General features: G+C 57.5%; 26 protein-coding genes. 11 read left to right on the top strand and 15 right to left on the bottom strand.

All coding sequences use genetic code 11. The features are described from left to right. Window positions 1-107: 107 nt before the first annotated feature. The 3 genes from B3527_RS04230 to B3527_RS04220 are packed head-to-tail and all read right to left on the bottom strand — an operon-like array spanning window position 108 to window position 3,539. Window positions 108-1,484, bottom strand: coding sequence for a sigma 54-interacting transcriptional regulator (locus tag B3527_RS04230; protein WP_206990432.1), 1,377 nt, complete (start codon window positions 1,482-1,484; stop codon window positions 108-110). Then, on the bottom strand, window positions 1,477-2,550 hold the full coding sequence (locus B3527_RS04225) for a two-component system sensor histidine kinase NtrB (protein ID WP_084333139.1): 1,074 nt from the start codon (window positions 2,548-2,550) through the stop codon (window positions 1,477-1,479). Before B3527_RS04225 ends, B3527_RS04230 begins: the two co-directional genes overlap by 8 nt. Beyond that, on the bottom strand, window positions 2,550-3,539 hold the full coding sequence (locus B3527_RS04220; RefSeq protein ID WP_290478841.1) for a tRNA dihydrouridine synthase: 990 nt from the start codon (window positions 3,537-3,539) through the stop codon (window positions 2,550-2,552). The genes B3527_RS04225 and B3527_RS04220 overlap by 1 nt, the downstream gene beginning before the upstream one ends. Window positions 3,540-3,657: 118 nt before the next feature. Between B3527_RS04220 and B3527_RS04215 the strand changes: the two genes are divergently transcribed. Both B3527_RS04215 and B3527_RS04210 read left to right on the top strand, forming a co-directional pair. Continuing rightward, the gene (locus B3527_RS04215; protein ID WP_290478842.1) at window positions 3,658-4,800 is read left to right on the top strand and encodes a bifunctional 2-C-methyl-D-erythritol 4-phosphate cytidylyltransferase/2-C-methyl-D-erythritol 2,4-cyclodiphosphate synthase; all 1,143 of its coding nucleotides are present in this window, start codon (window positions 3,658-3,660) and stop codon (window positions 4,798-4,800) included. Window positions 4,801-4,851: 51 nt separating this feature from the next. Next, window positions 4,852-5,343 carry a CinA family protein gene (locus tag B3527_RS04210; protein ID WP_034812824.1) on the top strand — a complete coding sequence of 164 codons (492 nt, stop codon included), beginning with the start codon at window positions 4,852-4,854 and terminating at the stop codon, window positions 5,341-5,343. On the opposite strand, the gene B3527_RS04205 is transcribed toward B3527_RS04210, so the two are convergent. Both B3527_RS04205 and lipA read right to left on the bottom strand, forming a co-directional pair. Next, complete coding sequence (locus tag B3527_RS04205; RefSeq protein ID WP_034812822.1) at window positions 5,340-5,798, bottom strand: type II toxin-antitoxin system RatA family toxin; 459 nt, start codon at window positions 5,796-5,798, stop codon at window positions 5,340-5,342. The genes B3527_RS04210 and B3527_RS04205 overlap by 4 nt on opposite strands. Window positions 5,799-5,800: 2 nt before the next feature. Then, entirely contained in the window at window positions 5,801-6,778 is a 978-nt protein-coding gene (gene lipA / locus B3527_RS04200; protein ID WP_034812819.1) for a lipoyl synthase, read from the bottom strand. Between the two features lie 152 nt (window positions 6,779-6,930). On the opposite strand from lipA, the gene B3527_RS04195 reads away from it, so the two are divergent. Continuing rightward, window positions 6,931-8,508 carry an AMP-binding protein gene (locus tag B3527_RS04195; RefSeq protein ID WP_290478843.1) on the top strand — a complete coding sequence of 526 codons (1,578 nt, stop codon included), beginning with the start codon at window positions 6,931-6,933 and terminating at the stop codon, window positions 8,506-8,508. Here B3527_RS04195 and B3527_RS04190 read toward each other — a convergent pair. Next, entirely contained in the window at window positions 8,505-8,843 is a 339-nt protein-coding gene (locus B3527_RS04190) for a winged helix-turn-helix transcriptional regulator (RefSeq protein WP_206990428.1), read from the bottom strand. The genes B3527_RS04195 and B3527_RS04190 overlap by 4 nt on opposite strands. A 60-nt stretch (window positions 8,844-8,903) precedes the next feature. Between B3527_RS04190 and B3527_RS04185 the strand changes: the two genes are divergently transcribed. After that, window positions 8,904-9,509 (top strand): 2-hydroxychromene-2-carboxylate isomerase, encoded by a 606-nt coding sequence (locus tag B3527_RS04185; RefSeq protein WP_290478844.1) that lies wholly within the window; start codon window positions 8,904-8,906, stop codon window positions 9,507-9,509. Here the strand turns inward: B3527_RS04185 and B3527_RS04180 are convergent. Then, on the bottom strand, window positions 9,500-10,498 hold the full coding sequence (locus B3527_RS04180) for an adenosine kinase (protein WP_290478845.1): 999 nt from the start codon (window positions 10,496-10,498) through the stop codon (window positions 9,500-9,502). The genes B3527_RS04185 and B3527_RS04180 overlap by 10 nt on opposite strands. A gap of 82 nt (window positions 10,499-10,580) precedes the next feature. Here B3527_RS04180 and B3527_RS04175 point away from each other — a divergent pair, with 82 nt between their 5' ends. Beyond that, window positions 10,581-11,456, top strand: coding sequence for an ATP-grasp domain-containing protein (locus B3527_RS04175; protein ID WP_290478846.1), 876 nt, complete (start codon window positions 10,581-10,583; stop codon window positions 11,454-11,456). A 6-nt stretch (window positions 11,457-11,462) separates the two neighbouring features. Here B3527_RS04175 and B3527_RS04170 read toward each other — a convergent pair whose 3' ends face one another. Both B3527_RS04170 and nth read right to left on the bottom strand, forming a co-directional pair. Further along, entirely contained in the window at window positions 11,463-12,224 is a 762-nt protein-coding gene (locus tag B3527_RS04170; RefSeq protein WP_290478847.1) for a DUF481 domain-containing protein, read from the bottom strand. 120 nt (window positions 12,225-12,344) lie between these two features. Beyond that, the gene (nth, locus tag B3527_RS04165) at window positions 12,345-13,067 is read right to left on the bottom strand and encodes an endonuclease III (RefSeq protein WP_206990423.1); all 723 of its coding nucleotides are present in this window, start codon (window positions 13,065-13,067) and stop codon (window positions 12,345-12,347) included. Window positions 13,068-13,121: 54 nt separating this feature from the next. Between nth and B3527_RS04160 the strand changes: the two genes are divergently transcribed. The 4 genes from B3527_RS04160 to B3527_RS04145 all read left to right on the top strand — a co-directional run bounded on the left by B3527_RS04160 (window position 13,122) and on the right by B3527_RS04145 (window position 16,430). Further along, window positions 13,122-13,616 carry a DUF2244 domain-containing protein gene (locus B3527_RS04160; RefSeq protein ID WP_290478848.1) on the top strand — a complete coding sequence of 165 codons (495 nt, stop codon included), beginning with the start codon at window positions 13,122-13,124 and terminating at the stop codon, window positions 13,614-13,616. A gap of 96 nt (window positions 13,617-13,712) precedes the next feature. Further along, the gene (locus B3527_RS04155) at window positions 13,713-15,044 is read left to right on the top strand and encodes a cytochrome P450 (protein ID WP_290478849.1); all 1,332 of its coding nucleotides are present in this window, start codon (window positions 13,713-13,715) and stop codon (window positions 15,042-15,044) included. Between the two features lie 62 nt (window positions 15,045-15,106). Then, a complete protein-coding gene (locus tag B3527_RS04150; RefSeq protein WP_206990420.1) occupies window positions 15,107-15,778 on the top strand; it encodes a nitroreductase in 672 nt (223 codons plus the stop codon). A 43-nt stretch (window positions 15,779-15,821) separates the two neighbouring features. After that, window positions 15,822-16,430 (top strand): DUF1287 domain-containing protein, encoded by a 609-nt coding sequence (locus tag B3527_RS04145; RefSeq protein ID WP_206990419.1) that lies wholly within the window; start codon window positions 15,822-15,824, stop codon window positions 16,428-16,430. Here B3527_RS04145 and B3527_RS04140 read toward each other — a convergent pair. From B3527_RS04140 to B3527_RS04115, 6 genes are all read right to left on the bottom strand, one after another. Beyond that, a complete protein-coding gene (locus B3527_RS04140; RefSeq protein WP_290478850.1) occupies window positions 16,402-17,676 on the bottom strand; it encodes a hypothetical protein in 1,275 nt (424 codons plus the stop codon). The genes B3527_RS04145 and B3527_RS04140 overlap by 29 nt on opposite strands. 20 nt (window positions 17,677-17,696) lie before the next feature. Then, window positions 17,697-18,695, bottom strand: a complete 999-nt coding sequence (gene scpB / locus B3527_RS04135) for an SMC-Scp complex subunit ScpB (RefSeq protein ID WP_290478851.1) — start codon at window positions 18,693-18,695, stop codon at window positions 17,697-17,699. A gap of 10 nt (window positions 18,696-18,705) precedes the next feature. Further along, window positions 18,706-19,539 carry a segregation and condensation protein A gene (locus tag B3527_RS04130; RefSeq protein WP_206990416.1) on the bottom strand — a complete coding sequence of 278 codons (834 nt, stop codon included), beginning with the start codon at window positions 19,537-19,539 and terminating at the stop codon, window positions 18,706-18,708. Next, complete coding sequence (gene nagZ, locus B3527_RS04125; RefSeq protein WP_414651596.1) at window positions 19,536-20,576, bottom strand: beta-N-acetylhexosaminidase; 1,041 nt, start codon at window positions 20,574-20,576, stop codon at window positions 19,536-19,538. Before nagZ ends, B3527_RS04130 begins: the two co-directional genes overlap by 4 nt. Then, window positions 20,573-21,403: an SPOR domain-containing protein gene (locus tag B3527_RS04120; RefSeq protein WP_290478853.1), complete on the bottom strand. Its 831-nt coding sequence runs from the start codon at window positions 21,401-21,403 to the stop codon at window positions 20,573-20,575. Before B3527_RS04120 ends, nagZ begins: the two co-directional genes overlap by 4 nt. A gap of 134 nt (window positions 21,404-21,537) precedes the next feature. Further along, entirely contained in the window at window positions 21,538-22,710 is a 1,173-nt protein-coding gene (locus B3527_RS04115) for a deoxyguanosinetriphosphate triphosphohydrolase (protein ID WP_034812792.1), read from the bottom strand. 27 nt (window positions 22,711-22,737) lie between these two features. On the opposite strand from B3527_RS04115, the gene erpA reads away from it, so the two are divergent. Beyond that, complete coding sequence (erpA, locus tag B3527_RS04110) at window positions 22,738-23,079, top strand: iron-sulfur cluster insertion protein ErpA (protein ID WP_290478854.1); 342 nt, start codon at window positions 22,738-22,740, stop codon at window positions 23,077-23,079. Window positions 23,080-23,137: 58 nt separating this feature from the next. Further along, on the top strand, window positions 23,138-24,319 hold the full coding sequence (locus B3527_RS04105; RefSeq protein ID WP_290478855.1) for an epoxide hydrolase family protein: 1,182 nt from the start codon (window positions 23,138-23,140) through the stop codon (window positions 24,317-24,319). Window positions 24,320-24,612: the final 293 nt, after the last annotated feature.

Here is a 24,612-nt window from a genome sequence, read left to right as displayed (position 1 = left end):
TACACCGCTCTACACATGGCCGCCCCGGCCCAGTTGCGCTTAAGTCACACTTTCGTGCCTCAAAAGCAACAGTGGTGCAGTAAAGCCACAGTCGTCGATGCAGTCAATCACTCTTCTGCAATACCCAATGCATTGATCTTGGCTCGCAATGTGTTGCGGTTCATGCCCAGCAATTGTGCCGCCTTGACCTTGTTGCCCGCAGTCACTGAGAGAGCCAACCGGATCAGAGGCCGCTCAACCTGATCTATGACGTTGGAATACACGCTTGAATCCTCATGGTCACCGCTCGCTATGAGGTCGCCCATCACATAGCGGTGCAACAGGGTTTCGATGTCTTTTTCAAAGCCGGCACTCGATCCCTTCTGCTCGCTTGCGCCGGCGCGCAGCTCCCGCTCCACATCGCGCAATGTGATCGTCTCGTCGGGACAAAGCACCGCCAGCCGCAAGACGAGGTTTTCAAGTTCACGCACATTGCCCGGCCAATCATAGGCGGTGAGCAGATCAAGCGCTGATTTGTCGAGCGTCTTCGCGGCCAGACCCTGTCGCTGCGCCCGGATGAGAAAAGCACGAGCGAGTTCAGGAATGTCCTCCTTGCGAAGCCGCAGGGGCGGCATGGTCAGCCGCACCACGTTCAATCGATAATAGAGGTCCTCGCGGAACTTGCCGTCATCAACCAGCCTACCGAGGTTTCTGCGGGTGGATGCAATGATCCGCGCGCCACTTGAATCTCGCATCAACTTCACAAGCTGCGTCTGCGCTTCAGCGGGAAGATCACCAATCTCGTCCAGATAAAGTGTGCCGCCTTTCTGGTGGACAGCGCCTTGTTCGCCATTGTGGCCAAATAGCTGACGATTGATTTCCGAAGCAGGTAGTGCCGCAAGATCCAAAGCGACGAAGTTTCCATTTTTCGCGTCACCAAGTTGATGGATTGCACGCGCCGCCAGCTCTTTGCCGGTCCCGCTCTCTCCCTCAATCAGCACAGTCAGATCGGTGTTCATCACTTTCGCGATGATCCGATAGACTTCCTGCATCGCGTCAGACCGTCCAATCAACGGTAGACCGGCGTCGCTGATGGCCTTTTGAGATTCAGGATTGATCGCGCGGGCCGATACTTTCGGTTGTGATTTCAAGGCGCGCTGGACTAGCCCGGACAGCGTGTCGATGTCGAATGGCTTGGGCAGATAGTCAAACGCACCATGTTGCGCAGCTGAGGCTGCCGTCAGGATTGTATTCTGGCCACTCATGACGATGAAGGGCAGATCAGGCCTGGCGAGCTTCAGCGAAGGGAGCAGGTCAAAAATGGAGGCGTCCCCAAGGAACACATCCGAGACGACCACGTCGCCCTCCCCGTTACGCACCCAGCGCTCCAAGGCCTCAGGGGAACTCGTCGCGCGGACCTCATAGCCCGCAGCCACGAGGGTCTGGTTCACAATCAATCGAATGCTTGCATCATCTTCTGCAAGCAGAACGGTTTTCTCAGCCATCGGTCTTTTCCCCAGTACCAAGCGGTAACAACACTGAAAAGCGCGTCGAGCCCGGCACGCTGTCTACACGAATCTGGCCGCCATGAGCGGTCACGACTTCCTTTACAATCGACAGTCCAAGCCCACGGGCCCCAGACTTGCTGCTTTGGAAAACTTCAAAAATGGTATTCTGGCGATTGCGGGCTATGCCCTTGCCGGTGTCTTCTACCGAAACCAGCATTGCGCGGCGAAGACCTGCACCCAGTCGCGCCTGGCGGAAGGAAAGACCGGCGGCATAGGAGGTTCTTACCGTCACCTTGCCCGGCGTGTCGCCGTCCATCGCGGCTTCCGCAGCATTGCGGATGAGATTTTGGAAAGCCTGCTGCAGATGATCAGAATCCCCGATCACTGGTGGAAGCGATGGATCAAAGTCCCGTTTGAATTCCACCTTGCTCCCCATCGCGGCACGTTCCGAGGCCAAAACGCGCTCCAGGAGAGCGTGAATATTGAAAGGCTCCATGTGCGGCGCTGAAAACAGCTCGAACGCCGAAAGGCGGTTCACCAGTCGCTCGATGCGCCGGGCCTCTTCCTTGATGATTGACAACAACTCGGACTGGCCATCGACCGATTGGCGTTCGAGCAATTGCGCGGCCCCGATAATGCCGCCGAGCGGGTTTTTCACTTCATGACCCAGAATGCGGCCGAAACCAGCAACACCGGCGGCAGACTCATTCACGTCCCGCGTCGCGGCTTCACACATCGCGATCATGAAACCATTGTCGTCAGTTGATCTGACCCAGATATCGCAGATCTGTCGCGACATAAGACCAGGGCCGGTGATCGGAGTCCCCGGCGCAGTAATATCGCCCACGGTTCGATGGGCCCGGTCAAGCAGTTCGAAGACCGGGGAGTCGTGATAGACTATCTCGCTGAGAGGTTTGCTGCGGAGGCCCCGACGAGACAGCTGCAACAGGCTTTCCGCTGCTGCGTTTACCTCAACAACTTTCCTGCGTGAATCAATCAGCAACAACGCAATAGGAGACAGATCTCCCAACCGCGGAGCTGACATGGCGACGTCGCTGGCCATCAGGCGGCCTCCATTTCTCTGGATCTTGAGTAGACGGCACGAAGCGCCGATTTCAGTTCTTCGAAATCGGCGATTTGACAGAGCCGTGAGCGAAGCCTCCGCCGCTCATCAGATTCGAGCGGAAGTTGGACAGCATCAATCGCCGCCGAAACGTGCTTGCGTACCGTGCGAAGACCGAGAAACTCTCCGTAGAGTTCAACACTATCCGAAACCTGCTCAAGCAGACTATCAATCTGCTCTGAAAGGCCAGGCATCTGAAAGGTTCGACCTTCGAGATGAGCGTTGATTTGACCCGGCAGCCAGGGACGCCCCATGGCGGCGCGACCAATCATGACGCCATGTGCCCCCGACTGAGCCAGTGCAACATCAGCATCTTCGGGCGTCTCTATGTCGCCATTCACGATCACTGGCAGGGATACAGCCGCGACCGTGTCAGCAACCCGCGCCCAGTCGGCATTGCCTTTGTAGAATTGGCATCGCGTCCTGCCATGCACGGTGAGCATACAAATTCCCATCCGCTCAGCGGCGACCGCGATCTCCGGCGCGTTCAAGCTCTGGTCGTCCCAGCCAAGGCGCATTTTCAATGTCACGGGCAGGCCGTCTGCACCATCGAGGGCAGCTTGAATGATTTCGAGCGCCAGAGGCACATCCCGCATCAGGGCAGAACCTGACTGCGCGCCCGTCACCTGACGAGACGGACACCCCATATTGATATCGATCACGTCGACGCCGGTCTCACGCAACAGTTGCGCCCCCCTCAGCATCGCCTCAGGACGGCTGGCCGCGAGTTGGACGATCCAGTGCCCCTCGCCATCATGACGACATGTGCGACGCACCACATCCGGACGAGCTGCAGCGAGCATGTCACCGGCAACCATTTCTGACACGACAGCAGGCGCGCCAAAGCGACTTGCTTGACGACGCATCGGCGCATCTGTCGCGCCGGACATCGGCGCGAGCCATACTCGAGGTGCCCGAAAATTGGTCATTCTACTATCTTTCCGTTTTTTTAGACTTTCGCAAGTGCACAATATGCAAGCAGTTTTCCGCGAATGTCGCTACAATCACCTGTAGCCAACCTTTGCGACCTCCCATAAAAAGCGTCGTATGAACAAGGTGATCGCCATCATAGTCGCCGCAGGCCAAGGTCGACGGGCAGAGAGTGCACGTGCGAAACAGTGGTGCGATCTCAATGGCCGACAAGTCATCGAGTGGTCAATTGAGGCTTTCAGGACACACCCTCGTATTGATGAGATTATTGTCGTTACAGGTTCGGATGTCCCGGAGGATTTCACTCCAACACACTGCCTATGCGTATCCGGTGGAGCCACCCGCACACTATCCGTCCGCAACGGGCTCAATGCGATCAATGCCCCGCAAGACGACGCAATCGTCCTGATACATGATGCGGCAAGACCGGGGCTGACCCATAAGGTGATCGATGTTCTATTGGACGCCCTGAACACACATGCCGCTGCAGCACCTGCCCTGCCCGTCCAGGATGCGTTGAAACGACAGACGGACAACACCCTGGAGACCGTCTCCCGCGAGGCCCTGTTCCGCGTCCAGACCCCTCAGGCCTTCCGGTTTGGCGCCATATCGCACGCACTCGAAGAGGCGAGTGATGATCTGGTTGACGACCTGGCAGCGGTTGAGGCGCAAGGCATCGAAGTAAAACTCGTGCGCGGCTCGGACCGGCTGCACAAAATCACCTATCCCGAGGATTTCGATATGGTTTCGAGGCTCATGGCACCGCCAGTCAGTCATATGCGTATCGGAATGGGGTTCGACGTCCATGCTTTTGAACCGGGAGATCATGTCACTCTATGCGGCGTAAAAATCCCGCACTCCGCATCGCTGAAGGGGCATTCTGATGCAGATGCTGCCTGGCATGCCCTCACCGACGCAATTCTGGGTGCGGCTGCACTTGGCGATATTGGCGATCACTTTCCGCCAAGCGATGACCGGTGGAAGGATGCCGATAGCGGCATGTTCCTCAAGCATGCCCAACGGCTCGTCGGCGAGCTGGGGCTAGCCATAGGAAATTGCGACATCACCGTGATCTGTGAAACACCGAAGGTGAAACCGCATCGGGAAGGTATGCGGGTTCGGACCGCGGAGTTGCTCGACCTGCCTCTGGAAGCAGTGAGCGTGAAAGCAACGACAACCGAAGGGCTTGGCTTCACCGGTCGCCGGGAGGGCATCGCCACCGAGGCCGTCGTCACGCTTTACCCAACGACGACCGACTGAGGCTCAAATCTGCTCTTCACGGCAGGCCGAACTCCACATATCGTGCGCCACATGTTTCCAGACCGACTCCGAAATCTCGCAATGTTGATCCTCGACGACGCGGCTCAAGCTCGCCTGCGCATCTGCACGGCCGAAAGCTGCACAGGTGGCCTTCTTGCAGGCTTGCTGACAGACATCCCCGGCAGCTCCGCCGTGTTCGAACGGGGCTTCGTCACCTATTCCAACCGCGCCAAAGAAGAAATGCTGGGCATCGCTGGCGATGTCATGGCTGACTATGGTGCCGTGTCCGAGCCCGTTGCGCGCATGATGGCAGAAGGCGCGCTGGACGCCAGCCGCGCTAATATCTCCGTTGCCATCACAGGCGTAGCTGGCCCCGGTGGTGGCACCCCCATGAAACCAGTGGGGACCGTCCATGTGGCGTGTGCGCGCGAAAATCGCGCCGTCATTCATGAAATGCTTCAGGTTGGCGATATCGGACGTGAGCAGATTCGTCTCGCGGCAATGGAATGCGCGCTGAAACAGATCCAGATGCAGATCGCCTAGGCTGAACCGCCATAACGCCGCTCGGCCTCGGCCAGGAAAGCCGAGAGGATCTTGTTGACCGCAAGCTCCTGATTGGCGGCGGCCAGCATGCCGATGAACGGATTCCGAAAATCATAATCGATTGAAAGCGAAATATCAGAGCCATCCTGGCTCGATGCAAGAATCGTCCACTCAGCTTTCAGCTTCCGAAATGGCCCTTTGACCAGGGACGCAACCACATTGCCGGCATTCGGGTCGGCCACGACTCGCGTGGTGAACCGCTCAACGAACCCCTTGAAGCCAACGGCGGCCTCTCCGATACAGGTAAAGCTGCCATCCTGGCGTGCCGTCATTTCGGACACGCGCATGGCGGTGATCCACTTGATGAAGTTCGGATACGCCGCAATGTCGGACACAAGCTCGAAAGCCTGCTCCCCACTATACGGAACACGAACAGATTTCGAGAAATGCGGCATGCCTAAACGGCGGCAGCGGCCATCTTGGCCTCACGCGCAGCCCGCAACCGGGCAAAATCTTCGCCCGCATGGTGCGACGACCGGGTAAGAGGTGAAGCTGACACCATCAGGAAACCTTTGGAGCGGGCGATTTCCTCATATGTCTTGAACTCTTCCGGCGACACATAGCGATCGATCGCGGCATGCTTGCGAGTCGGCTGCAGATATTGGCCGATGGTCAGGAAGTCGATTCCCGCTGACCGCATGTCGTCCATGACTTGCATGACCTCTTCCTTGGTTTCACCCAAACCCACCATCAAACCAGATTTTGTGAATTGGGTCGGATCACGGTCCTTCACTTTCTCCAGAAGTCTGAGGGAATGAAAGTAGCGCGCGCCCGGCCGAATGGACAGGTATAGGCGAGGCACCGTTTCGAGATTGTGATTGAATACGTCCGGCTTGGCGTCGATCACCAGATTTTCGGCACCGTCCTTGCGCAGGAAATCTGGCGTCAGGATTTCGATTGTGGTTCCGGGTGACATCGCCCGGATTGCCTGAATCGTGTTGACGAAGTGCATCGCCCCGCCATCGGACAGGTCATCCCGATCTACCGATGTGATAACAACATGCTGCAAGCCCATTTCGGCGACGGCCTCTGCCACACGGCGCGGTTCATCTTCTTCTACCCGGCCCGGAGTCAGTGGCTTGCCTGTGGAAACATTGCAGAAACTGCATGCCCGGGTGCATATCTCACCCAGAATCATCATCGTGGCGTGTTTCTTGTCCCAACACTCTCCGATATTCGGGCATCCGGCTTCTTCACAAACAGTGACCAGCCCTTTCGATTTTACGATCTGGCGCGTTTCAGCATAGCCCTGCGAGGTCGGCGCTTTAACACGAATCCAATCAGGTTTGCGCAGGAGCGGCGTATCCGGCCGCGACTGCTTTTCCGGGTGTCTGTGCTTACGCGTGCTCTGCGTCAGATCGATGAGATTTGCCATGGTGTGAAAATGGACGTGACCAGCTGTTTCATCAAGGGAAATACACTGCAGAGTGTTTATGCAATCTTGCATTAGGGGTTGCGACAGTGTCGATAAATGACAGATTGTTACAATAAACATGAGGCAACGCCTCGGAGGAAACGAAGGCCATCATGACCGGACAGACCATCCCGGCACCTTTGCCATACCAGCCATCTCGCACCAGAACCGACCTTTTCAGCGCGCTCTTTCGCGCGAAAAAGGAATTCGGCGCGGACAAGACGATTCTCGTTGATGGCGACGACCGGCAACTCACCTACAAGGATCTTGTTCAGGGGTCCCTCGCCCTCGGATCAGCGTTGCGCCAAGGAACCAAATCGGGTGAGGCAGTCGGCGTGATGTTGCCCAGCGGCGCCGGTGCCGTGATTGGGTTTTTCGCGCTCAGCGCCTTCAATCGCATTCCCGCCATGTTGAACTTTACCGCTGGCTCGCGAAACCTGAAGGCCGCGCTTAAGGCAGGTCAGATAAGCCGCATCATCACGGCTCACAAGTTCGTCGAGCTCGGCGGACTCGAAGCACTGATGGAAGAATTGTCGGGCTCCGCCGAGATCGTCTACCTTGAGGATGTGCGGGAAAACCTGACACTGGCCAACAAGCTGATAGCCGCTGTAGGGAGCATCCTGCCCGGTCTTGTCCGGAAACAGTCCCGCTACAAATCTCCCGGCGTCATGCTGTTCACGTCTGGCACAGAGGGCGAGCCCAAAGGGGTCGTGCTGAGTCATGAAAACGTCATGGCAAATGTTGAACAGGTACGGGCACATATAGGTCTCAGCCCCGATACGGACAGTCTGTTCAATCCCCTGCCGACATTTCATTGTTTCGGCCTGACGGTTGGTGCGGTCTTGCCGCTCGTGGCCGGCATCCCGGTCATATTCCATCCCTCACCGCTGCAGCCCCGTGAAATCGTGCGACGGATCCGTGCGAACCAGTCGACCATCCTGCTCGCAACGGACACGTTCATCTCTCAATATGCCCGGATCGGGAATGACGGTGACATGAGCTCTGTGCGGTTGGCTGTGTGCGGCGCGGAACGGGTAAAGGATGAAACCCGAGCCCTGGTCCGCCGCAAATTCGAAATCGAAATCCTCGAAGGCTATGGCGCAACCGAAGCCTCTCCCGTCATCGCGGCCAATAAGTGGGAAGACAATCGGCCGGGAACTGTCGGGCGTCTGATGTCAGGCATGGAGTCCAAGTTGCTGCCGGTCGAAGGCATCGAAGATGGCGGTCGGCTACATGTTCGCGGGCCGAACATCATGATGGGCTATCTACGGCCGTCAAACCCCGGCATGCTTGAACGCCCCGAAGGCGGCTGGCACGACACCGGCGACATCGTTGCGATCGATGAAAGTGGGATCATTCGTATCATGGGCCGCGTCAAACGCTTCGCGAAGATTGGCGGTGAAATGGTCTCTCTGGCGGTGGTTGAAAACTGCGCGAGTGCGATCTGGCCCGACAATCTGCACGCAGCCGTTACGCTTCCGGATCCCCGCAAGGGTGAGCAGGTCATTCTGCTCAGCGATACCAAGGCAAGCAATCGCGAAGACATTCTCGCTTGGGCCAAGAATCACGGCGTGCCGGAATTGTCTGTTCCGAAACGCGTCTATCATGTTGATGAAATCCCGGTCCTCGGAACCGGCAAGATCGACTATGGTGCTGTGCAGAAAAAAGTAGAAGCTCTGCTGAACGACTAAGCCGACGTCGTGCGTCGCACGGGCATGTGTTTTTTACCCCAATCCTTCAGGGTCAACAGGGCTGGAGCCAATTCCTGACCCTTCTCGGTCAGCACATAGTCAAACCGTTTTGGCGTCGTTGTATAGGCTTTGCGTTCCAGCACGCCTGCTTCGACAAGCCGTTTCAAGCGGTCGGCCAGGATGTGTCGTGTCATACCGCTTGAGGCAATAAACTGTTCGAAACGGGACAGGCCCAGGAAGCAGTCTCGAAGAATCAGCATCGTCCAACGATCCCCAACCAGTGAAAGCGTTCGCGCAACCGGGCACCAATTATCGGATAAATCAGACCATTTCATGCTGACACACCTATACTGATTTGCCATAGTTCCAAAATGAAACTCATTTGAGAGGGTCCCATGGCAGGCAAATTCGAATTCTATTTCGACTATATCAGTCCATTTTCTTACGTGGCCAATGCCGCAGTGCAACAAATATCCGCCCGTACCGGGGCAGATATCGTGATCAAGCCAATGTTTCTGGGCGCTGTAATGCAGGCTACAGACAACAGGCCGCCTGGCATGGTGCCGGCGAAGGGTGCATACATGATGAAAGATCTCCAACGCTGCACAACCCGCTATGGCTTGGACTTTCGGATGAACCCCTATTTCCCGATGGTCAGTACCCGCAATCTGTTGCGCGCAACCTGCGGACTGGACAATGACCCCACTGAGCAGAAGCGATTCATGGATGCCTGCTTCCAACATATGTGGGCGTCCCCAACCCCACTCAAACCCGATGATGACGATTCGGTTCGGGCAATGTGCGAGCAGGAAGGGTTCGACTTCCGACAGATTCAGGAACTCGCTCAGGCACGCGCCAGCAAGGACGCCATGAAAGCCAACACCGATTCAGCCATTGCCCGAGGAGCATTCGGCGCGCCGACATTCTTTGTCGGTGACGACATGTTCTTTGGGCATGACCGGCTCGACTATGTCGAAGAGGCTCTGAAGGCTCAGGCGTAAATGCCGGCCTGCTCGGCGAGTGTCTTGTAGGACTGTTCCGGGCGTGGTCCGAAATGCGCGATGACCTCGGCCGCAGCGATGTGACCAAGGTGCGCGCATGTCTCCAGCGGCAGTCCACGAGATATTCCGAACAGAAATCCCGCCGCATATTGGTCGCCGGCACCGGTTGTATCGAGAACCTGATCGACCGGCTCTGCCTTGACGCTGATGGGGTCACCGGCGCCGATCACGACCGATCCCTTCTCGCTGCGCGTAACCGCCGCGACGGCGGTGTCCTGTTGAAGCGCAGCCAAAGCCGCGTCGAAATCTTCCGTTTCGTACAGGGAGAGCAGCTCTTCCTCATTCGCAAACAGAATGTCGACATTGTTGCGAACCAATTGAAGAAAGCTCGCACGATGCCGGTCTACACAGAATTTATCCGACAAGGTGAGCGCCACTTTGCGGCCAGCGGCCTTGGCTATTTCTGAGGCAAAGACAAACGCTTCCTTGGCATCTTCGCGGTCAAACAGATATCCTTCCAGATAAAGAATGCCCCCTGCCCGCACGGTGTTTTCGTCCACGTCATCCTTGGAGAACAGGACCGACGCGCCGAGGAATGTGTTCATGCTCCGCGCACCGTCTTCCGTCACGAAGATGATGCTGCGTGCCGTGGCGGGTCCGCTCTCAAGAGGTTTCGTCGCGAAGGGCACACCCGACGCGGTCATCTCGCGTGTAAACTGGCTGCCGAGTTCATCCTTGGAGACTTTGCCAATATAGGCGGCACGTGCGCCGAAGCTCGCAAGACCGGCGATCGTGTTGGCGCCACTGCCGCCAGATGTATAGAATGGGTCCACCGCGGCCTTGGTCAGGGCTTCTGCACGATCTTCCTCGATCAAATTCATCGCATTCTTGTGAATGCCCCATTCTTCGAGGAACGCATCGTCCGTTTTCGACATCACATCCACAATGGCATTTCCCAAGCCGACGACATCGAAGCGGATTTCACTCATTTCACAGATTCCCTGATTGCTCGGCGCCAATTGCCAGAGCTGCCTGCTGGACGCAACAGCTGCGCATGATAAACGCCTGCGGATGAAAATTGCATATTTGTCCTCCCAAGTTACCCAGCCCGGCTCTCCCATCCGGCGGTCCGATGCGTTCGAGCACGATTACATGATGCGCGCATTGAGACCCGAATTCTCAGAGCGTGGCATAGACATTGTGGATATCTGTTGGGACGATAGTTCTGTTGATTGGTCACACCATGACGCCGCGCTGATTGGCACGACGTGGGATTATTGGGACCGACAGGACGAATTCCTGACCACGCTTGAGACCATTGAGGCTCAGACACGCTTGTTCAATCCTGCTGCGCTGGTCCGCTGGAACAGCGACAAGGTCTATCTCAAGGATCTCGCAGCTCGCGGCGCAGATCTGATCCCGACTCTCTGGATTGATGAGATGACCGACGATCAGTACCGAAGCACCTTTGACGCGCTCGGCGAAACGAAGCTGGTGTTCAAGCGTCAGGTCGGCGCAGGGGCGAGCGGTCAGCACTTGCTGAACTCAGATGACCCAGCCCCCAGGATGCCACACCCAATGATGGTGCAGCCCTTCCTGTCGACGATCCAGACCGAAGGCGAACTGAGCTTCATCTTCATTGATGGTGAGCTGTCGCACGCGCTGATCAAGCGCGCCAAGCCCGGCGACTATCGCATTCAGTCGACTTATGGCGGCCAGGAAGAAACGATCGAGCCGAGCCGGGCGGATCTGGACGTAGCGCGGGCGATACTCGGTCTACTCGACGACATCCCGCTATACGCCCGGGTCGACATGCTGCGCCATCCTGACGGCTCCCTGCTCCTGATGGAACTCGAATTGATCGAGCCATATCTTTATCCGGAACAGGGCGCACGTCTTGGAGGACTTATCGCCAAGGCCGTGGAGACCCGTCTAAAAGCGGGTTAGGCGACCTTAATCGCCGAGCGTGTAGACGAGCGAGAATTTCGTGGCGGTATCGGTTGCCTCATAGGTCGGCTGAGGCGCAGTGTCGTGGCGCACATCGAAGGACACGCGAGCCGCGAGGTGGCCATTCAACGCCGCGGTCAGTCCGATACTGTTGTTGATCTGAGTGGATTCCTGACCATAGACCACATTGGTCTTGTTGCTCAGAGACACAGCCTCATTGAAGGCATAAAAATACTCAGACTGCGCAACCGCACCCAGTGACTCTTCGGTACTCGCCGGCGTAATCGTTACAGTTCCGGTGCTATCCGTCGTGATCTGGCGCTTGACTTCATCAATCTTGAAACCAGGGCCGCCGCGCACCGTCCAATGATGGTCTTCATCATCCAGGACATGCCAACCGACACCCCCACCAACAAAAGTACGGCTGTCGAAGCCGGTAAACTGGTCGACCTCATAGGAGGCCCGTCCGAAAGTGAACATCGTGTCGTTGAAGTCATGCTCCAGGTCCACCGCGCCGAAGTAGCGGTTACGGCTCTCAACGCCATCTTCCTTGCCGTAGTCCCCGGAGAGCTGAATCCCGAAATTCCAATCGCCGGCACCGCGATCAAGGTCGATGCCGAGACCGGCTTCAGACGTTTCCGTGTTCCCGGTTGTCAGTCCTGCGCTGAGGGAAGACTCCCCCGACCAGCCATCCTCAGCCACAGCTGGCAGGCCGGACAGAAGACAGAAGGAGGCTGCGCCAAGGACGAATTTTCCTATGCGGTTCATGCGGTACGCTCCATTTTTACCTGTGCGATGCGGTGTCGGTTGGAGGTGGCCGTGATTTGGTTAAATTTGGGCGAACTGGAGGCAAGCCGCGTGTAGTGCAGTCGCGACACACCCCACCCGTCAGGCTTTGGGACCAAGAGACGATACAGCGGACGGGTCAGGTGTCTTGGGTTTGAACCGGCACAAATCGGATATGGCGCAATGCCAGCATTCGGGTTTGCGCGCCTTGCAGACATACCGCCCGTGCAGGATCAGCCAGTGGTGCGCGCCCTTCTTGAAGTCGGCGGGCGTCGCACGTTCCAGCCCGGCTTCGACCTCGTCCGGCGTCTTGCCGGGGGCTAGCCCTGTCCGATTCGAGACGCGGAAAATGTGCGTGTCGACCGCAATTGTGTGGTGCCCAAAGGCTTCGTTCAAAACCACATTGGCGGTCTTTCGGCCGACACCGGGCAAGCGCACAAGTTCTTCCCGCGTTTGCGGCACGTCGCCGCCGAATTCATCCAGCAACATCTGGCTCAGCGCGATGACGTTCTTGGCCTTATTGCGCCACAAGCCAATCGTCTTGATGTGCTCCGCGACGCCGGCCTCCCCCAGCGCCAGCATCTTTTCCGGCGTATCCGCAAGCGCGAACAATTTCGCAGTGGCTTTGTTCACCCCGACATCGGTGGCCTGTGCCGACAAGGCCACAGCCACGACCAGCGTGTACGGATTCACGAAATCAAGTTCTGTGCGAGGATCCGGGCGATCTGCGGCAAGTGCCGAAAAGAGCGCGGTCGCCTTCTCGGGTCCAAAAACGCGCGGAGCGCGCTTCTTCTTGGTTTTCGGGGTGGATTTGAGCTGTGTCATTCCGCCTGTCTAATGCCCCCTCGCCTTCGCACAAGGCCATGCTATTTTAGATATATGAGCGCGCCGAACGAAATCATCTATATGGACGCCGTTCTTCGGCCCAATCAGTCGCTCAGTCAGCGCGGTTTCGCCATCGTCATGGCAGTTGTCGGCGGCGTCAGCTTCCTGACGGGTATCGCCTTCATCTCGATGGGGGCCATCCCCGTGATCGGCTTCTTTGGTCTGGATGCCCTCGCCTTCTATTTTGCATTTCGCATGTCCTTCCGACAACAGCGGGAAGAAACCCGAATCGTCGTGACAGGTAAAGAGCTGCGGTTAACTCACAAAGGCGCCAATGGCAGCGAGAAGTCAGCGACTGTGCCGTCCGCCTTCGCGAGAATCGAACTCGATGAGCCGCTGAACGCGAATAGCTGGTTGCGGGTTGAATACGGCCAGACCGCCTATGTCATTGGGCGTTTCCTGACCTTGCCAGAACGAAAGTCACTGGCCCGCGCGACACGCGCAGCACTACAGAATGCAAAACGCGAACGGCATATCGCAAAAAAATGACGCCTGCGTCATAGTTTTTTCAGAATAGCCGTGTTAAGGTGACGCCGACGTCATAAATCGAGCCTGAGACAAAGGCTTACTGTCGGAGGAAAATTGATGGCTGCTGATACGGTTCACCTGCTTGATCACCCTGCCCTGGAGCGCCCGAAGATCACTCACCGTGATCCGCTCTTCGAAGGCTATCTCGAAATTGGCGAAAAGGCACCGCCTGCCAGTTCGCTGCCTCTTGCGGAGCTGCACCCCGAGGATCCGGAACTCTGGCGGCAACAGGCGATGTGGGATCGTTTCGAGCGACTGCGCAATGAAGCCCCCGTGCATTACACAGCTGACTCCTTTGTCGGCCCGTTCTGGTCGATCACCCGCTATGAAGACATCATGGCGGTCGATACCGACCACAAACGCTTCTCTTCCAGCTGGGAACATGGCGGCATCACGCTGGGCAGCCCACCGGAAGATTTTGAGCTGCCGATGTTCATCGCAATGGATGAACCGCGCCACTCTGAACAGCGCAAGACGGTCCAGCCAGCCGTTGCCCCAAACATGCTCAAGGAATTCGAGCCACTGATCCGCTCGCGCACCCAGGGCCTGCTCGACTCCCTTCCGGTTGGTGAGCCGTTCGACTGGGTCGACACCGTCTCCATCGAGCTGACCACGATGATGCTGGCCACGCTGTTCGACTATCCATTCGAAAAACGTCGCGACCTGACCCATTGGTCCGACATGGCGACCGGCATGAACAATCCGGACATCTGCCCCGGCGGGGAAGAACAGTGGAAGCGCGAAATGATGGAATGTCTCGCCACTTTCATGCAGATCTTCCAGGAGCGTGGCGCGCAGCCGCAGAAGAACGATCTGATCAGCCTGCTCGCGCATGGTGAGAAGACCCGCAACATGACGCCAATGGAACTGCTCGGCAACGTCATTCTGCTCATCGTGGGCGGCAATGACACGACCCGAAACTCGATGACCGCTTCAGTCTACGCGCTGAACAAGTTCCCAGCAGAATATGACAAGCTGAAAGCAGACCTGTCGCTGATCCCGAACATGGTCTCCGAAACGATCCGCTGGCAGACGCCGCTGGCTCACATGCGCCGCACGGCGCTCGAAGACGTCGAGATGCACGGCCAGACCATCAAGAAGGGCGACCAGGTTGCCATGTGGTATGTCTCAGGCAACCGGGATGAACGCTTCTGGGACCGCCCGAATGACTATATCATCGACCGTCCCGATGCCCGTCGGCATATCTCGTTCGGCTTCGGTATCCATCGCTGCGTCGGCAACCGTCTCGCTGAACTACAGCTGCAAATCCTCTGGCAAGAACTGATGGAACGCTTCAGCCATATCGAAGTGCTCGACGAACCATCCTTTTCTGCGGGCGGCTTCGTGAAGGGGTACACATGGATGCCAGTGGTCCTGCACGGCAAATAAGTTTTGGCTGACGCCACGCCAAGACGATAAACCTCCCATCAGACCAGATGGGAGGTTTTTTCATGGACGTATCACAGGCAGTCGCTCAACGTATCTCCACACGGGCCTTCAAGCCCGATGCACTTTCTGAAGCCGATATCCGCGAGTGGCTGAATCAGGCCCAGCGGGCGCCCTCCGGCGGCAACACACAGCCTTGGCGAACCATTGTCGTCACTGGCGACGCCAAGGATGCCGTCATTCGCATGGCCGCGCCTGTACTGGCTGCAAATCCAAAGGGTCAGCCAACAGATCGCCCCATTTACCCGAAAGACCTCTGGGAGCCCCACGAAGCGCGCCGCCGTAAAGTGGGCGAGATGATGTACGAAACGCTTGGCATTCCGCGAGAGGATCGCGCAGCGCGCATCGCCTGGTTCGCCAACAATTTCCGTTTCTTTGACGCCCCCGTGGCGACATTCATCGTCATCGATGAGCGGATGGGACATGGTCAGTGGGGTCACACTGGCATGTACCTTCAAACCCTGGCACTGCTCGCGGAAGAGCGTGGCTGGGGGACGTGCATGCAGGAATGCTGGGGCATGCTGCGCCCCGCCCTGAAAGACCATTTCAAACTGGCCGATACCGAAATGGTCTGGTGCGCGATGGCGGTCGGAAAGCCTGATCCATCCCATCCGGTAAACACATTGCGGGCAGAGCGCGCGCCATTGGAAGAGATCGCAGAACTGCACGGCTTCTAATTTCGGCCCTATTCCTGCCGGATCGGTATGGCGCAATGAGATCATGCTCACACGTCGTGCCGCCATCTTGGGAGGTTTCAGTGTTCCGCTTGCGCCGATCCGCCTCGGGCAGAGAACGCTTCCGTGGCAGACTCGCCTCGCATTTGCTGCGAGATCCCAGATCGGGATCACACGCATGTATGACCCGGCCTATGCCCACCTCTCCTATCCGATGGGAGATGTGGAAAGATCGCGGGGCGTGTGCACCGATGTGATTGTGAGGGCCTATCGCGATGCGTTCGCCATGGACTTACAGCAACTTGTTCATGAAGACATGACCAACGCTTTCAGCAAGTATCCGACAATCTGGGGCCTGACCCGCCCTGACCGCAATATCGACCATCGTCGCGTACCAAATCTGGAAAAATATATCGAACGCCACGGCCTCGCCCTGTCAACGCCGCCAGACGATACAGGCTGGAAGGCAGGCGATCTCTATACGATGCGATACAAGGAGAGCCTTCCTCATATCGGGATTGTTTCTGACAAGACCACACGGACGGGACGCCCTCTGGTCATTCATAATATGGGTTGGGGAACGTCCGAGGACGACATTATCGGTCAGTTTCAGCATGAGCGCCGCTTCAGGCTGGCGCCTCGACCGGCTGCTTGACCCTGCCCGAAATCAGCAAGACGGTCCCGATCGCAAGTAATGGCAGTATTCGATGATGATACCGGTCGGGTGGACCCGACAGAAGGGCAAACAGCGCGTCATTGGCGATGGCGATCAATCCAATACCTATGATGGTTCTACGAATATCTGCACCAGTCCGTCTCCAACCGAAGAATAGTGCGGCGGCAAATGCAAGATAGCACCCGTACCTCAAGATCGTCGCGACCGACTCCACCGGCACCGCGGCGAAAAATCCCTTCGCCTGATGTGAGGCGTAGAAGCGTTCCGGAAAAGGCTCTGACAAGACAGGTTGGAAATCGAATTGGGTTGCTGGCCCATAATAGCTCAGAAAATCCAAAAAGATGGTACGGGCCAAGGGTACAGGCTCAAACATGAATGCATCCTTGAGTATGGGAAGCGCATGGTGCTCCTCAAACTTGGCCAAGTCGAATTCGCCCTCTGAGGTCTTCCAGACATCCCAGAACAGATCACGCCGACCTTTGTTCTCTGGATAGGTTTTAATCCTCGCCACTTCGTCAGCGGCTTCAGACAGAACCAGGTTTCCGGACCGGTCTGCTTCCCTCCGCAGCAATTCCGGCTGGACCGAGAACACCCGGGCGGCGGGAAACGTTTTCGAAAGTCGCGGCGTCTCAGGCATGATCATGGCATCAAGCAGCACGTTCATGCCAAAAGCGATGACCGCGGCAACCATGCCAGCCACGACTTGCCGCCTCGAACGGAAAAGCACCGCCGCCAGCACAGCGAAAACAAGAGCAAAAATCTGTCCTGATCCGTGACCTGACAAAAGCAGGCCAGCTAAAATTCCCACATATACTTCTGGAAGCCTACGTGCAGACAGGAGCAGTATGATCGCTGGAAAGAACCACGCATCGACCAGGACTGCGCTCGTATAGATCGGCTGCAGGCTGAGCACAATCAGTATACACAACACTAAGCGGCTGGGGCGAATATCATAAACGCGAAACAATAAAATCCATGCGCCCGCAACCATTGCGCTATTGAGGATTGGCATCGCCCAATACCCAACCAGTTTGTAAGGCAGCGTCAGCAGCAGGGCCGGAAACTTGCCCCTGAACCAGTTTGCCCCCTTCCCTGAATAGGCTATGGAGTCAGACATCACCAGCGGGAATCCGTTCAGCACCGCAGGCAAGATCAGTACCGCGAACAGAGCGTAAAACCAGATCGCTTCCTTCGACGTGAAGCGTTGAAGGAGAGCGACAGGCATCATCCGCACCCAAGCACTAGCTATTCGTCATCATCCCATGCATTCATGGGCTGTTCCGGCACGCGCGGCTGCTTTGCCAGCTGGATCACGGCCGCTTTCACATCACCGCTGTCGAACTCATCAACATCAGACTGCGCACGTTCCGGTGCGCGCGTATAGGAGAACACACTGACGGAAGCATCATCTTCGCCATCGAGATCGGCCTGAGCATCAAGGCTATTGTTTGACGAAGCCATTTCCAAGCTGACACCCTCATCGATCTCTGAATCCTCGTCATCGCCTTCTTCCATGAAGTCTGTGACGAAAGATTCTGTCTCCGCGATCTCAGGGGACTCCGCCTCTGGCGCTTCTTCGCCGTTCAGGGCTTCCTCGTCCGGCATCTGGAAACCGTCCGGAATAACATCCGACAATAGCCCCTCGGCTTCGAGATCGGCTTTGCCCGGCAATGTGTCGAGGCTTTCCAGCCCGAAATGCTCCATGAAGGCATCGGTCGTGCCATAGGTGATTGGTTGACCCGGGGTTTTGCGGCGGCCCTTGATCTTCACCCAGCCGGTTTCCAGCAATGTATCCATTGTTGTCTTTGACACCGCAACGCCGCGCACTGCCTCAACTTCAGCTCGCGTGACCGGCTGGCCATAGGCAATAATCGCCAGCGTCTCGAGCGTCGCCTGGCCCAGTTTTTTCTGAACCTGACGCTCCTCCACAAACAAATATGAAAGATCGGAAGCCGTCTGGAAGCGCCATTTGCCCGCGACTTCGACCAGATTGACCCCACGGTTCACATATTGTGCCCGGAGCGCCATCAACACTTCGGCCGCTTCGACACCATGCGGCAAAGTCTCGGCAATCTGCTCGGCGCTCAGCAGCTCGCCAGCGGCAAACAGGATGGCTTCAGCACGGCGGATACCCTCGACCAGCGCTTCGCTGGCGCCTTCGGTCAGGGCCTCTTCGGAACGACGATAGGCAAACGCCAACTGCGCAACCGCGTCGCGTTCTGTTTCAGGAGTGTCGTCAGTCATCAAGTACTTCTCAAGCGGTTGCATCTCTGCCCCCTTCCGGTCTGATACCCGCATTGCGCAGGTAAAGTGGCGCAAAGTGCTCGTCCTGGCGCACATCGACTTCGCCATCGCGGGCGAGTTCCAATGCAGCCGAGAAGACACTTGCGGTGACAGACCGAGGCGGCAATTCCGGGTCCACGTCTGTCATGGTTGAGCGGATCTCGTCCAGCGAAGACCACTGCTCCAACTGTTGCCTGAGTGCGCGCAGTGTTGTTCGCGCCAGTTCCAGCGGCAAAACAAGCTGTTGCTCAATCGTGTGCGGGCGTTCCTTTTCGCGGCGATCGCGAATCGTCCCGAAGGCTTGTGTCAGCTCGTACAGCGACGCTTTGTATTCAGTGTGCTTGACGACTTTGGGCTGTACCGGCGCACCGCGCAGGAAGACCACATTGTCGAGAATAGGCCCCGCTTCGAGTTCTTCGACGGCCCCGCGCATGGCATCAAGCCGCTTCAGGCGAAAGGCCAGCCGCGCTGCCATTTCTTCGCCAGTTGGTTCGTCTTCCGCGGCCTTTTCCGGCTTCGGCAACAAAAGGCGCGATTTCATGAAGGCGAGCCAAGACGCCATCAGAAGATAGTCGGCCGCCAGATCGATGCGCTGAGACTTCGCCTCTTCGATGAAGTCGAGGTATTGCTCTGCCAGCGACAGGATCGACAGATGCAGCAGGTCGACCTTCTGCCGGCGGGCAAGCTCCAGCAACAGATGAAGCGGGCCTTCATAACCGCCAACATCGACTGTAAAGAGATCGCCGGCTTCGGCCTCCTGCGCGTCTGCAGACAGCGCATCAATCGAGATCATTTCGGAGTTCATGCCGCCCCCGCCAAATGAGGAAAATATGACTGGAATGTCTGCCAACCCTCAACGAGGTCAAACTCCTCCTGATGGGTCGAGAGTGCTTCAGCACGCAGTGCCCGCTCCAGTGGCCGTCCCGTCAGCTCTGGCGAAACAGCTGCGACTTCAGCCATTTCTGAATGGATCGCAAGTGGATCAGAAAGAAAGCCGGAACAGTGCAATAGCACGTCACAGCCCGCAGCAATCGCCGCTTCGCCCCGCTCGCCCAGGCTACCGCCCAGCGCCTGCATCCCGAGATCATCCGTCATCAGCAAGCCATCAAACCCGATTCGCGCGCGGATCACGTCTTGAATCATGATTTTTGACAGAGTGGCGGGGACATTGGCGTCAAATGCATCATAGGAAATGTGCGCTGTCATCGCCATTGGCGCATCGGCGAGACGGGCAAAGGCATCAAAATCTTTCGCCAGTTCCGCTTCGCTCGCCGCTACGCGAGGCAGCTCCAGATGGCTATCGCACATGGAGCGCCCATGACCCGGAATATGTTTGATCACGCCGGCAACACCGCCGGATGCGAGCCCTTTCAGAGCCGCGCCCGCGAGACTTGCGACCGTTTCGGGATCAGTGCCAAAAGCCCTGTCGCCAATTACGTCATGTGCGCCCGGAACCGGCAGATCGACGACAGGCGCACAATCTGCATGAATTGACAGGGCAGCGAGTTCTGCTGCGATGAGCCTGTGGCCAAGCCAGGCAGCGGAAAGACCCCGCTCACGATCATTGGCATAAATATCGGCATAGTCCTGACCACGCGGAAAAAGAGGCCATTCAGGCGCCTTCAACCTTGCCACACGTCCACCCTCCTGATCGATAAAGATCAGGCACGGCCGATTCATCGCGTTCCAGATGTCATCGACGAGGCTTCGGACTTGGGTCCGCGATACGCAGGAGCGGCCCATCAGGATGACCCCCCAAGGCTGCTCGGCGGCGAACAGTGTCGCTTCCTCCTTCGTGAGCACAGGCCCCGAAACGCTGAGGATGCAAGCCTTGATCACTATCCTGTCACCACAATGCAATTGTCACCGCCGGCCTTCACCGCATCACAGAATTTCGATGCTTCAGACCGTTCCGCAAAGCTGCCGACGCGCAACCGATAGAAGACACCCTTGGCTCCAAGATCGGCTCGTTGAATACGCTTCTGAGCACTCCGGTAGAGGCCGGGCTTTGTACTGTTCATTTTCGTCCAGGCGGTTTCAGCGGCGTCTTGTGAGCGGAAAGCTGCCAACTGGACGAGGTAAATACCATCATCGGTAAAGGCAAACTGTGAGGACGCTTCCCTGGCGGCCGGCGCCTTCCGCGGCGCGGGAGCAGGCGCCTGCACCACCGGATTCGTTGGCACGACACGCAGGGTCTCTTCCTCATCCTCTGGCATCGCCTCCAGGTCAGCCAGTGCGCGTACTTGCGCATCATCAGGCTCGATGCCTTCCCGGCCTGGCCTGAGCTCAATTGGGGGGCCGCCTTGCAGCGCATCACCACCTTCAGTGCCATTTGCAGCGAAGTCGGTGCCCGGCTCCACTATACGCTCGGAGTCATCCATCTGATCGTAGAAGCGCTTGTCAGTGTCTGGGACTGCCAGGCCTTCTCGATCTTCCGGCGCACGCTTGTAGGGCTCTTTATCGGCAATTACGCTGGGGATACCGGCACCGTTGTCCCGAACTCCCTGACGATATGTGTTCCAAACAACTGCGCCGAAGACGAGCAAGACCCCCACGGCAAGCGCCAGGATGAGAGGTCCGCGCGTGGAATCGTCCTCGCGAACATCAAATCCGCGGTAATCGTCTTCGAACGGGGAATAATCCCGCTCGTCGTCCCGATATCGCCCCATGGAATCATCCTCAGATTAGGTTCACAGAGTTAAGATTACGGCGTGTTTCGTTAACGACACTTGAATATTCAAGAGCTTTCACAGGCCTCGGCGCCTGCAACGCTTTAAAACCGGTAAATGTGATGACAGTGCGGCTAGCGCAGTACATCCGGATGATAAAGCCGCCGGTGTTCCTCGATTGCGTAGGAATCTGTCATCCCGGCGATATAGTCACAAACAATGCGCGCGCGGCGCGCTTCGTTGGCCTGTGACGCATCTTGCCGCCACGGGCTCGGCAGCGTGTCAGGCTCACTCAGGAAAATCTGAAACAGCTCGGCGAGCATGCGTTTGGCTTTGCTGCGCATGCGGTTGACTGTGTAGTGTTTGTACATCCGCTCATACAGAAAGGCGCGCAGCGCCCGCTGACGGCTTTCCAGCTCCTCCGAAAATGCAACGAGTGGCACATCCATGGCGCGCACTTCCGCGGCGCTCTGTGGCGCGTACTGCTTCGCGCGCCGGCCCGTCTCGGCGGTCAGGTCGTTTACCCACAGGCCGATCAGGCGACGAACCGCCTCATAGGAGACCATCCGGTCGCTTAAATGCGCATATTCCAATTTCACCGCGCGGAACTCGTCTCCGACAATCGGCAAATCCATCAGATCGTCAATCGTGAACAGGCCAGCGGCGATACCGTCATCAATATCATGATTATTGTAGGCGATGTCGTCTGACAGTGCAGCCACCTGCGCTTCCGGACCTGCAAACTGGTGCGGCTCCAAGTCCATGAAGTTCGCATATTCCCGAAAAGCGGCTGGTAGCGATTCCACCGGTGTATCGCGCGTCACCATCGGGCCATTGTGCTTTACGAGGCCCTCCAGCAGCTCCCAGGTCAGGTTCAGGCCCTCGAAATTGGGGTATCGGACCTCCAGCTTGGTAACGATGCGCAGCGTCTGGGCGTTATGATCAAACCCCTCATAGTCCGCCATGCACGCGTCCAACTGGTCCTCGCCCGCATGTCCGAAGGGCGGGTGGCCCATATCGTGGGCGAGCGCCAACGCTTCGGCGAGGTCTTCGTCCAGACCGAGCGTACGGGCAATACTGCGGGCAATCTGGGCCACTTCGAGTGAATGCGTCAGGCGGGTGCGGAAATGATCGCCCTCATGTGCGACAAACACCTGTGTCTTCTGCTTCAATCGCCGGAAGGCGGTCGAATGGATAATCCGGTCTCGATCACGCTGGAAAGGCGTTCGAGTCGCCGATGGCGCCTCCGGGAAATACCGGCCGCGGCTATCTTCGTGCCGGGTGGCATACACTGATCTCTTTTCCATTGGCTCGGGAATCCCTATGTTGAGGTCATGAGCACGACAACTGCCCCCGATGTGACCCTTACAGCCTCGGCTGCCAAGCGGATTAATGCGATTCTGGCCAAACAGGACGGCGTTGATTTTCTGCGCGTCTCCGTCGAAGGCGGCGGATGTTCAGGCTTTTCCTACAAGTTCGACTTCGACCAAGCGGCCAAGGAAGATGATATCGTCCTGGAACGCGATGGCGCAAAAGTGTTGATCGACGAAATGAGCCTCGAATTCCTGAAGGGCTCACAGATCGATTTCACGACCGAACTGATTGGTGCTGCCTTCAAGATCAGCAACCCGAATGCTACGGCGGCTTGCGGCTGCGGAACCAGTTTCTCGATTTAACTTGCTTCGCCCCACGGCATGTCCGCTAGCTGGATGACACCCTAGCGAGGAGACAAACATGCCGACCGCTCAGCCCTTCCGCATCGACATTCCCCAGGAAAAGCTCGACGCCATCATGGCGCGGGTGAAAGCCTATGACTGGTTTCCAGCCCCGGCCAATGAAGAAGGCTTTGCCTACGGCATGTCCACACCGGTGATGAAAGACATCCAGCGCTATTGGATTGCAGGCTATGATTGGCGCAAATCAGAAGAGATCCTGAACAAGTATCCCAGCTACAAAGTCGAGATTGATGGTCAGATGATTCACTTTGTCCATGTCGTGGGCGAAGCTGGCGGGCGGCGCCCCCTGCTCATCACACATGGGTGGCCGGGTTCAGTTTTTGAATTTTGGGAAGCGATCGCGCCCCTGGCCTTTCCATCCCGCTATGGCGGCAAGGCCGAAGATGCTTTTGACCTGATCATCCCTTCCCTGCCCGGTTACGGATTTTCAGGGCGGCCAAAATCCCCGATCGGTCCCCGAGGCACGGCCGCGCTTTGGGATACGCTGATGCGCGACATACTGAAATATGACACCTATCTCGCTCAGGGCGGCGACTGGGGCAGTATGGTGACCTCCTGGCTCGGCTTCAATCATGGCACAGTCGATGGCAAGGGCGGTTGCCGCGCGATCCATCTGAACATGGTCGGCTTCCGCCCGACACCCGCCACGCCGCAGACCGAGGCCGAAGGCGAATGGCTGGCCGCGTCGCAGGGCGCCATGCAGCGCGAAGGGGCCTATCTGATGCAGCAGATGACCAAGCCCCAGACGCTGGCGATGGCGCTAATGGATTCCCCGGTCGGCACTGCAGCGTGGATCATCGAGAAATTCAATGGCTGGTCAGACCTGTCCGACGGCGGACTTTTGGATACCTACTCAAAAGACCAGCTGCTCACCAATGTGATGATCTATCTGGTCAATGATGCCATGGCCACCAGCGTCTGGTTCTACAATGGCTTTGCGCAGGAAGGTGGCAATGCCCTGCCAGAAGGCGTCCGGTGTGAAACGCCGACGGCGTTCGCGAACTTCCCCGGCGAGCCCGTCTACAAACCCGCGCCGCGGAGCTGGTTCGAGAGAGCCTACAACCTCACCCGTTGGACGGATTTGCCGCGCGGCGGTCATTTCGCAGCGATGGAAGAGCCCGAACTATATGTCGAAGAGATCCGCGCCTGGGGTAACAGCGTAACTGAGCCTGAGGGCTGATGGCTGCCTGTCCGCAGGGTGATCCCAACCGAGCCGGGCGATGGCGCGTCACCAATCCGACCGCCGGGTGAAGCCGTTTATCTTGGCCGGGCTGCGGGGTTTTCGTCTTCTTCCGCAGCTAGGTCTGGTGAAATCCAGCAGTCTGGTCTGGCAACCAGTTGAATTTCACTGCGCGGATGGGACGGGCCCCAATGCATGGGGGCACCTACTATCCAGTAATTTGACTAATCGTCCTCGTGACAGCGGAGCCCTGCTCCCATCCGCAAGGACCGATCCCTGCACAAACCGGATGG

Source organism: Hyphomonas sp. UBA4505, from assembly GCF_002388685.1.
GTDB lineage: Bacteria > Pseudomonadota > Alphaproteobacteria > Caulobacterales > Hyphomonadaceae > Hyphomonas.
Note: the sequence above shows the minus strand (reverse complement) of the source record. Positions and strands in the feature narration are given on the sequence as shown.

What these genes read in the sequence shown, in the direction of transcription:
- B3527_RS04230 (WP_206990432.1), bottom strand. Translation starts at nt 1,484, where the DNA reads ATGGCTGAGAAAACCGTTCTGCTTGCAGAAGATGATGCAAGCATTCGA.
- B3527_RS04225 (WP_084333139.1), bottom strand. Translation starts at nt 2,550, where the DNA reads ATGGCCAGCGACGTCGCCATGTCAGCTCCGCGGTTGGGAGATCTGTCT.
- B3527_RS04220 (WP_290478841.1), bottom strand. Translation starts at nt 3,539, where the DNA reads ATGACCAATTTTCGGGCACCTCGAGTATGGCTCGCGCCGATGTCCGGC.
- B3527_RS04215 (WP_290478842.1), top strand. Translation starts at nt 3,658, where the DNA reads ATGAACAAGGTGATCGCCATCATAGTCGCCGCAGGCCAAGGTCGACGG.
- B3527_RS04210 (WP_034812824.1), top strand. Translation starts at nt 4,852, where the DNA reads ATGTTTCCAGACCGACTCCGAAATCTCGCAATGTTGATCCTCGACGAC.
- B3527_RS04205 (WP_034812822.1), bottom strand. Translation starts at nt 5,798, where the DNA reads ATGCCGCATTTCTCGAAATCTGTTCGTGTTCCGTATAGTGGGGAGCAG.
- lipA (WP_034812819.1), bottom strand. Translation starts at nt 6,778, where the DNA reads ATGGCAAATCTCATCGATCTGACGCAGAGCACGCGTAAGCACAGACAC.
- B3527_RS04195 (WP_290478843.1), top strand. Translation starts at nt 6,931, where the DNA reads ATGACCGGACAGACCATCCCGGCACCTTTGCCATACCAGCCATCTCGC.
- B3527_RS04190 (WP_206990428.1), bottom strand. Translation starts at nt 8,843, where the DNA reads ATGAAATGGTCTGATTTATCCGATAATTGGTGCCCGGTTGCGCGAACG.
- B3527_RS04185 (WP_290478844.1), top strand. Translation starts at nt 8,904, where the DNA reads ATGGCAGGCAAATTCGAATTCTATTTCGACTATATCAGTCCATTTTCT.
- B3527_RS04180 (WP_290478845.1), bottom strand. Translation starts at nt 10,498, where the DNA reads ATGAGTGAAATCCGCTTCGATGTCGTCGGCTTGGGAAATGCCATTGTG.
- B3527_RS04175 (WP_290478846.1), top strand. Translation starts at nt 10,581, where the DNA reads ATGAAAATTGCATATTTGTCCTCCCAAGTTACCCAGCCCGGCTCTCCC.
- B3527_RS04170 (WP_290478847.1), bottom strand. Translation starts at nt 12,224, where the DNA reads ATGAACCGCATAGGAAAATTCGTCCTTGGCGCAGCCTCCTTCTGTCTT.
- nth (WP_206990423.1), bottom strand. Translation starts at nt 13,067, where the DNA reads ATGACACAGCTCAAATCCACCCCGAAAACCAAGAAGAAGCGCGCTCCG.
- B3527_RS04160 (WP_290478848.1), top strand. Translation starts at nt 13,122, where the DNA reads ATGAGCGCGCCGAACGAAATCATCTATATGGACGCCGTTCTTCGGCCC.
- B3527_RS04155 (WP_290478849.1), top strand. Translation starts at nt 13,713, where the DNA reads ATGGCTGCTGATACGGTTCACCTGCTTGATCACCCTGCCCTGGAGCGC.
- B3527_RS04150 (WP_206990420.1), top strand. Translation starts at nt 15,107, where the DNA reads ATGGACGTATCACAGGCAGTCGCTCAACGTATCTCCACACGGGCCTTC.
- B3527_RS04145 (WP_206990419.1), top strand. Translation starts at nt 15,822, where the DNA reads ATGCTCACACGTCGTGCCGCCATCTTGGGAGGTTTCAGTGTTCCGCTT.
- B3527_RS04140 (WP_290478850.1), bottom strand. Translation starts at nt 17,676, where the DNA reads ATGCCTGTCGCTCTCCTTCAACGCTTCACGTCGAAGGAAGCGATCTGG.
- scpB (WP_290478851.1), bottom strand. Translation starts at nt 18,695, where the DNA reads ATGACTGACGACACTCCTGAAACAGAACGCGACGCGGTTGCGCAGTTG.
- B3527_RS04130 (WP_206990416.1), bottom strand. Translation starts at nt 19,539, where the DNA reads ATGAACTCCGAAATGATCTCGATTGATGCGCTGTCTGCAGACGCGCAG.
- B3527_RS04120 (WP_290478853.1), bottom strand. Translation starts at nt 21,403, where the DNA reads ATGGGGCGATATCGGGACGACGAGCGGGATTATTCCCCGTTCGAAGAC.
- B3527_RS04115 (WP_034812792.1), bottom strand. Translation starts at nt 22,710, where the DNA reads ATGGAAAAGAGATCAGTGTATGCCACCCGGCACGAAGATAGCCGCGGC.
- erpA (WP_290478854.1), top strand. Translation starts at nt 22,738, where the DNA reads ATGAGCACGACAACTGCCCCCGATGTGACCCTTACAGCCTCGGCTGCC.
- B3527_RS04105 (WP_290478855.1), top strand. Translation starts at nt 23,138, where the DNA reads ATGCCGACCGCTCAGCCCTTCCGCATCGACATTCCCCAGGAAAAGCTC.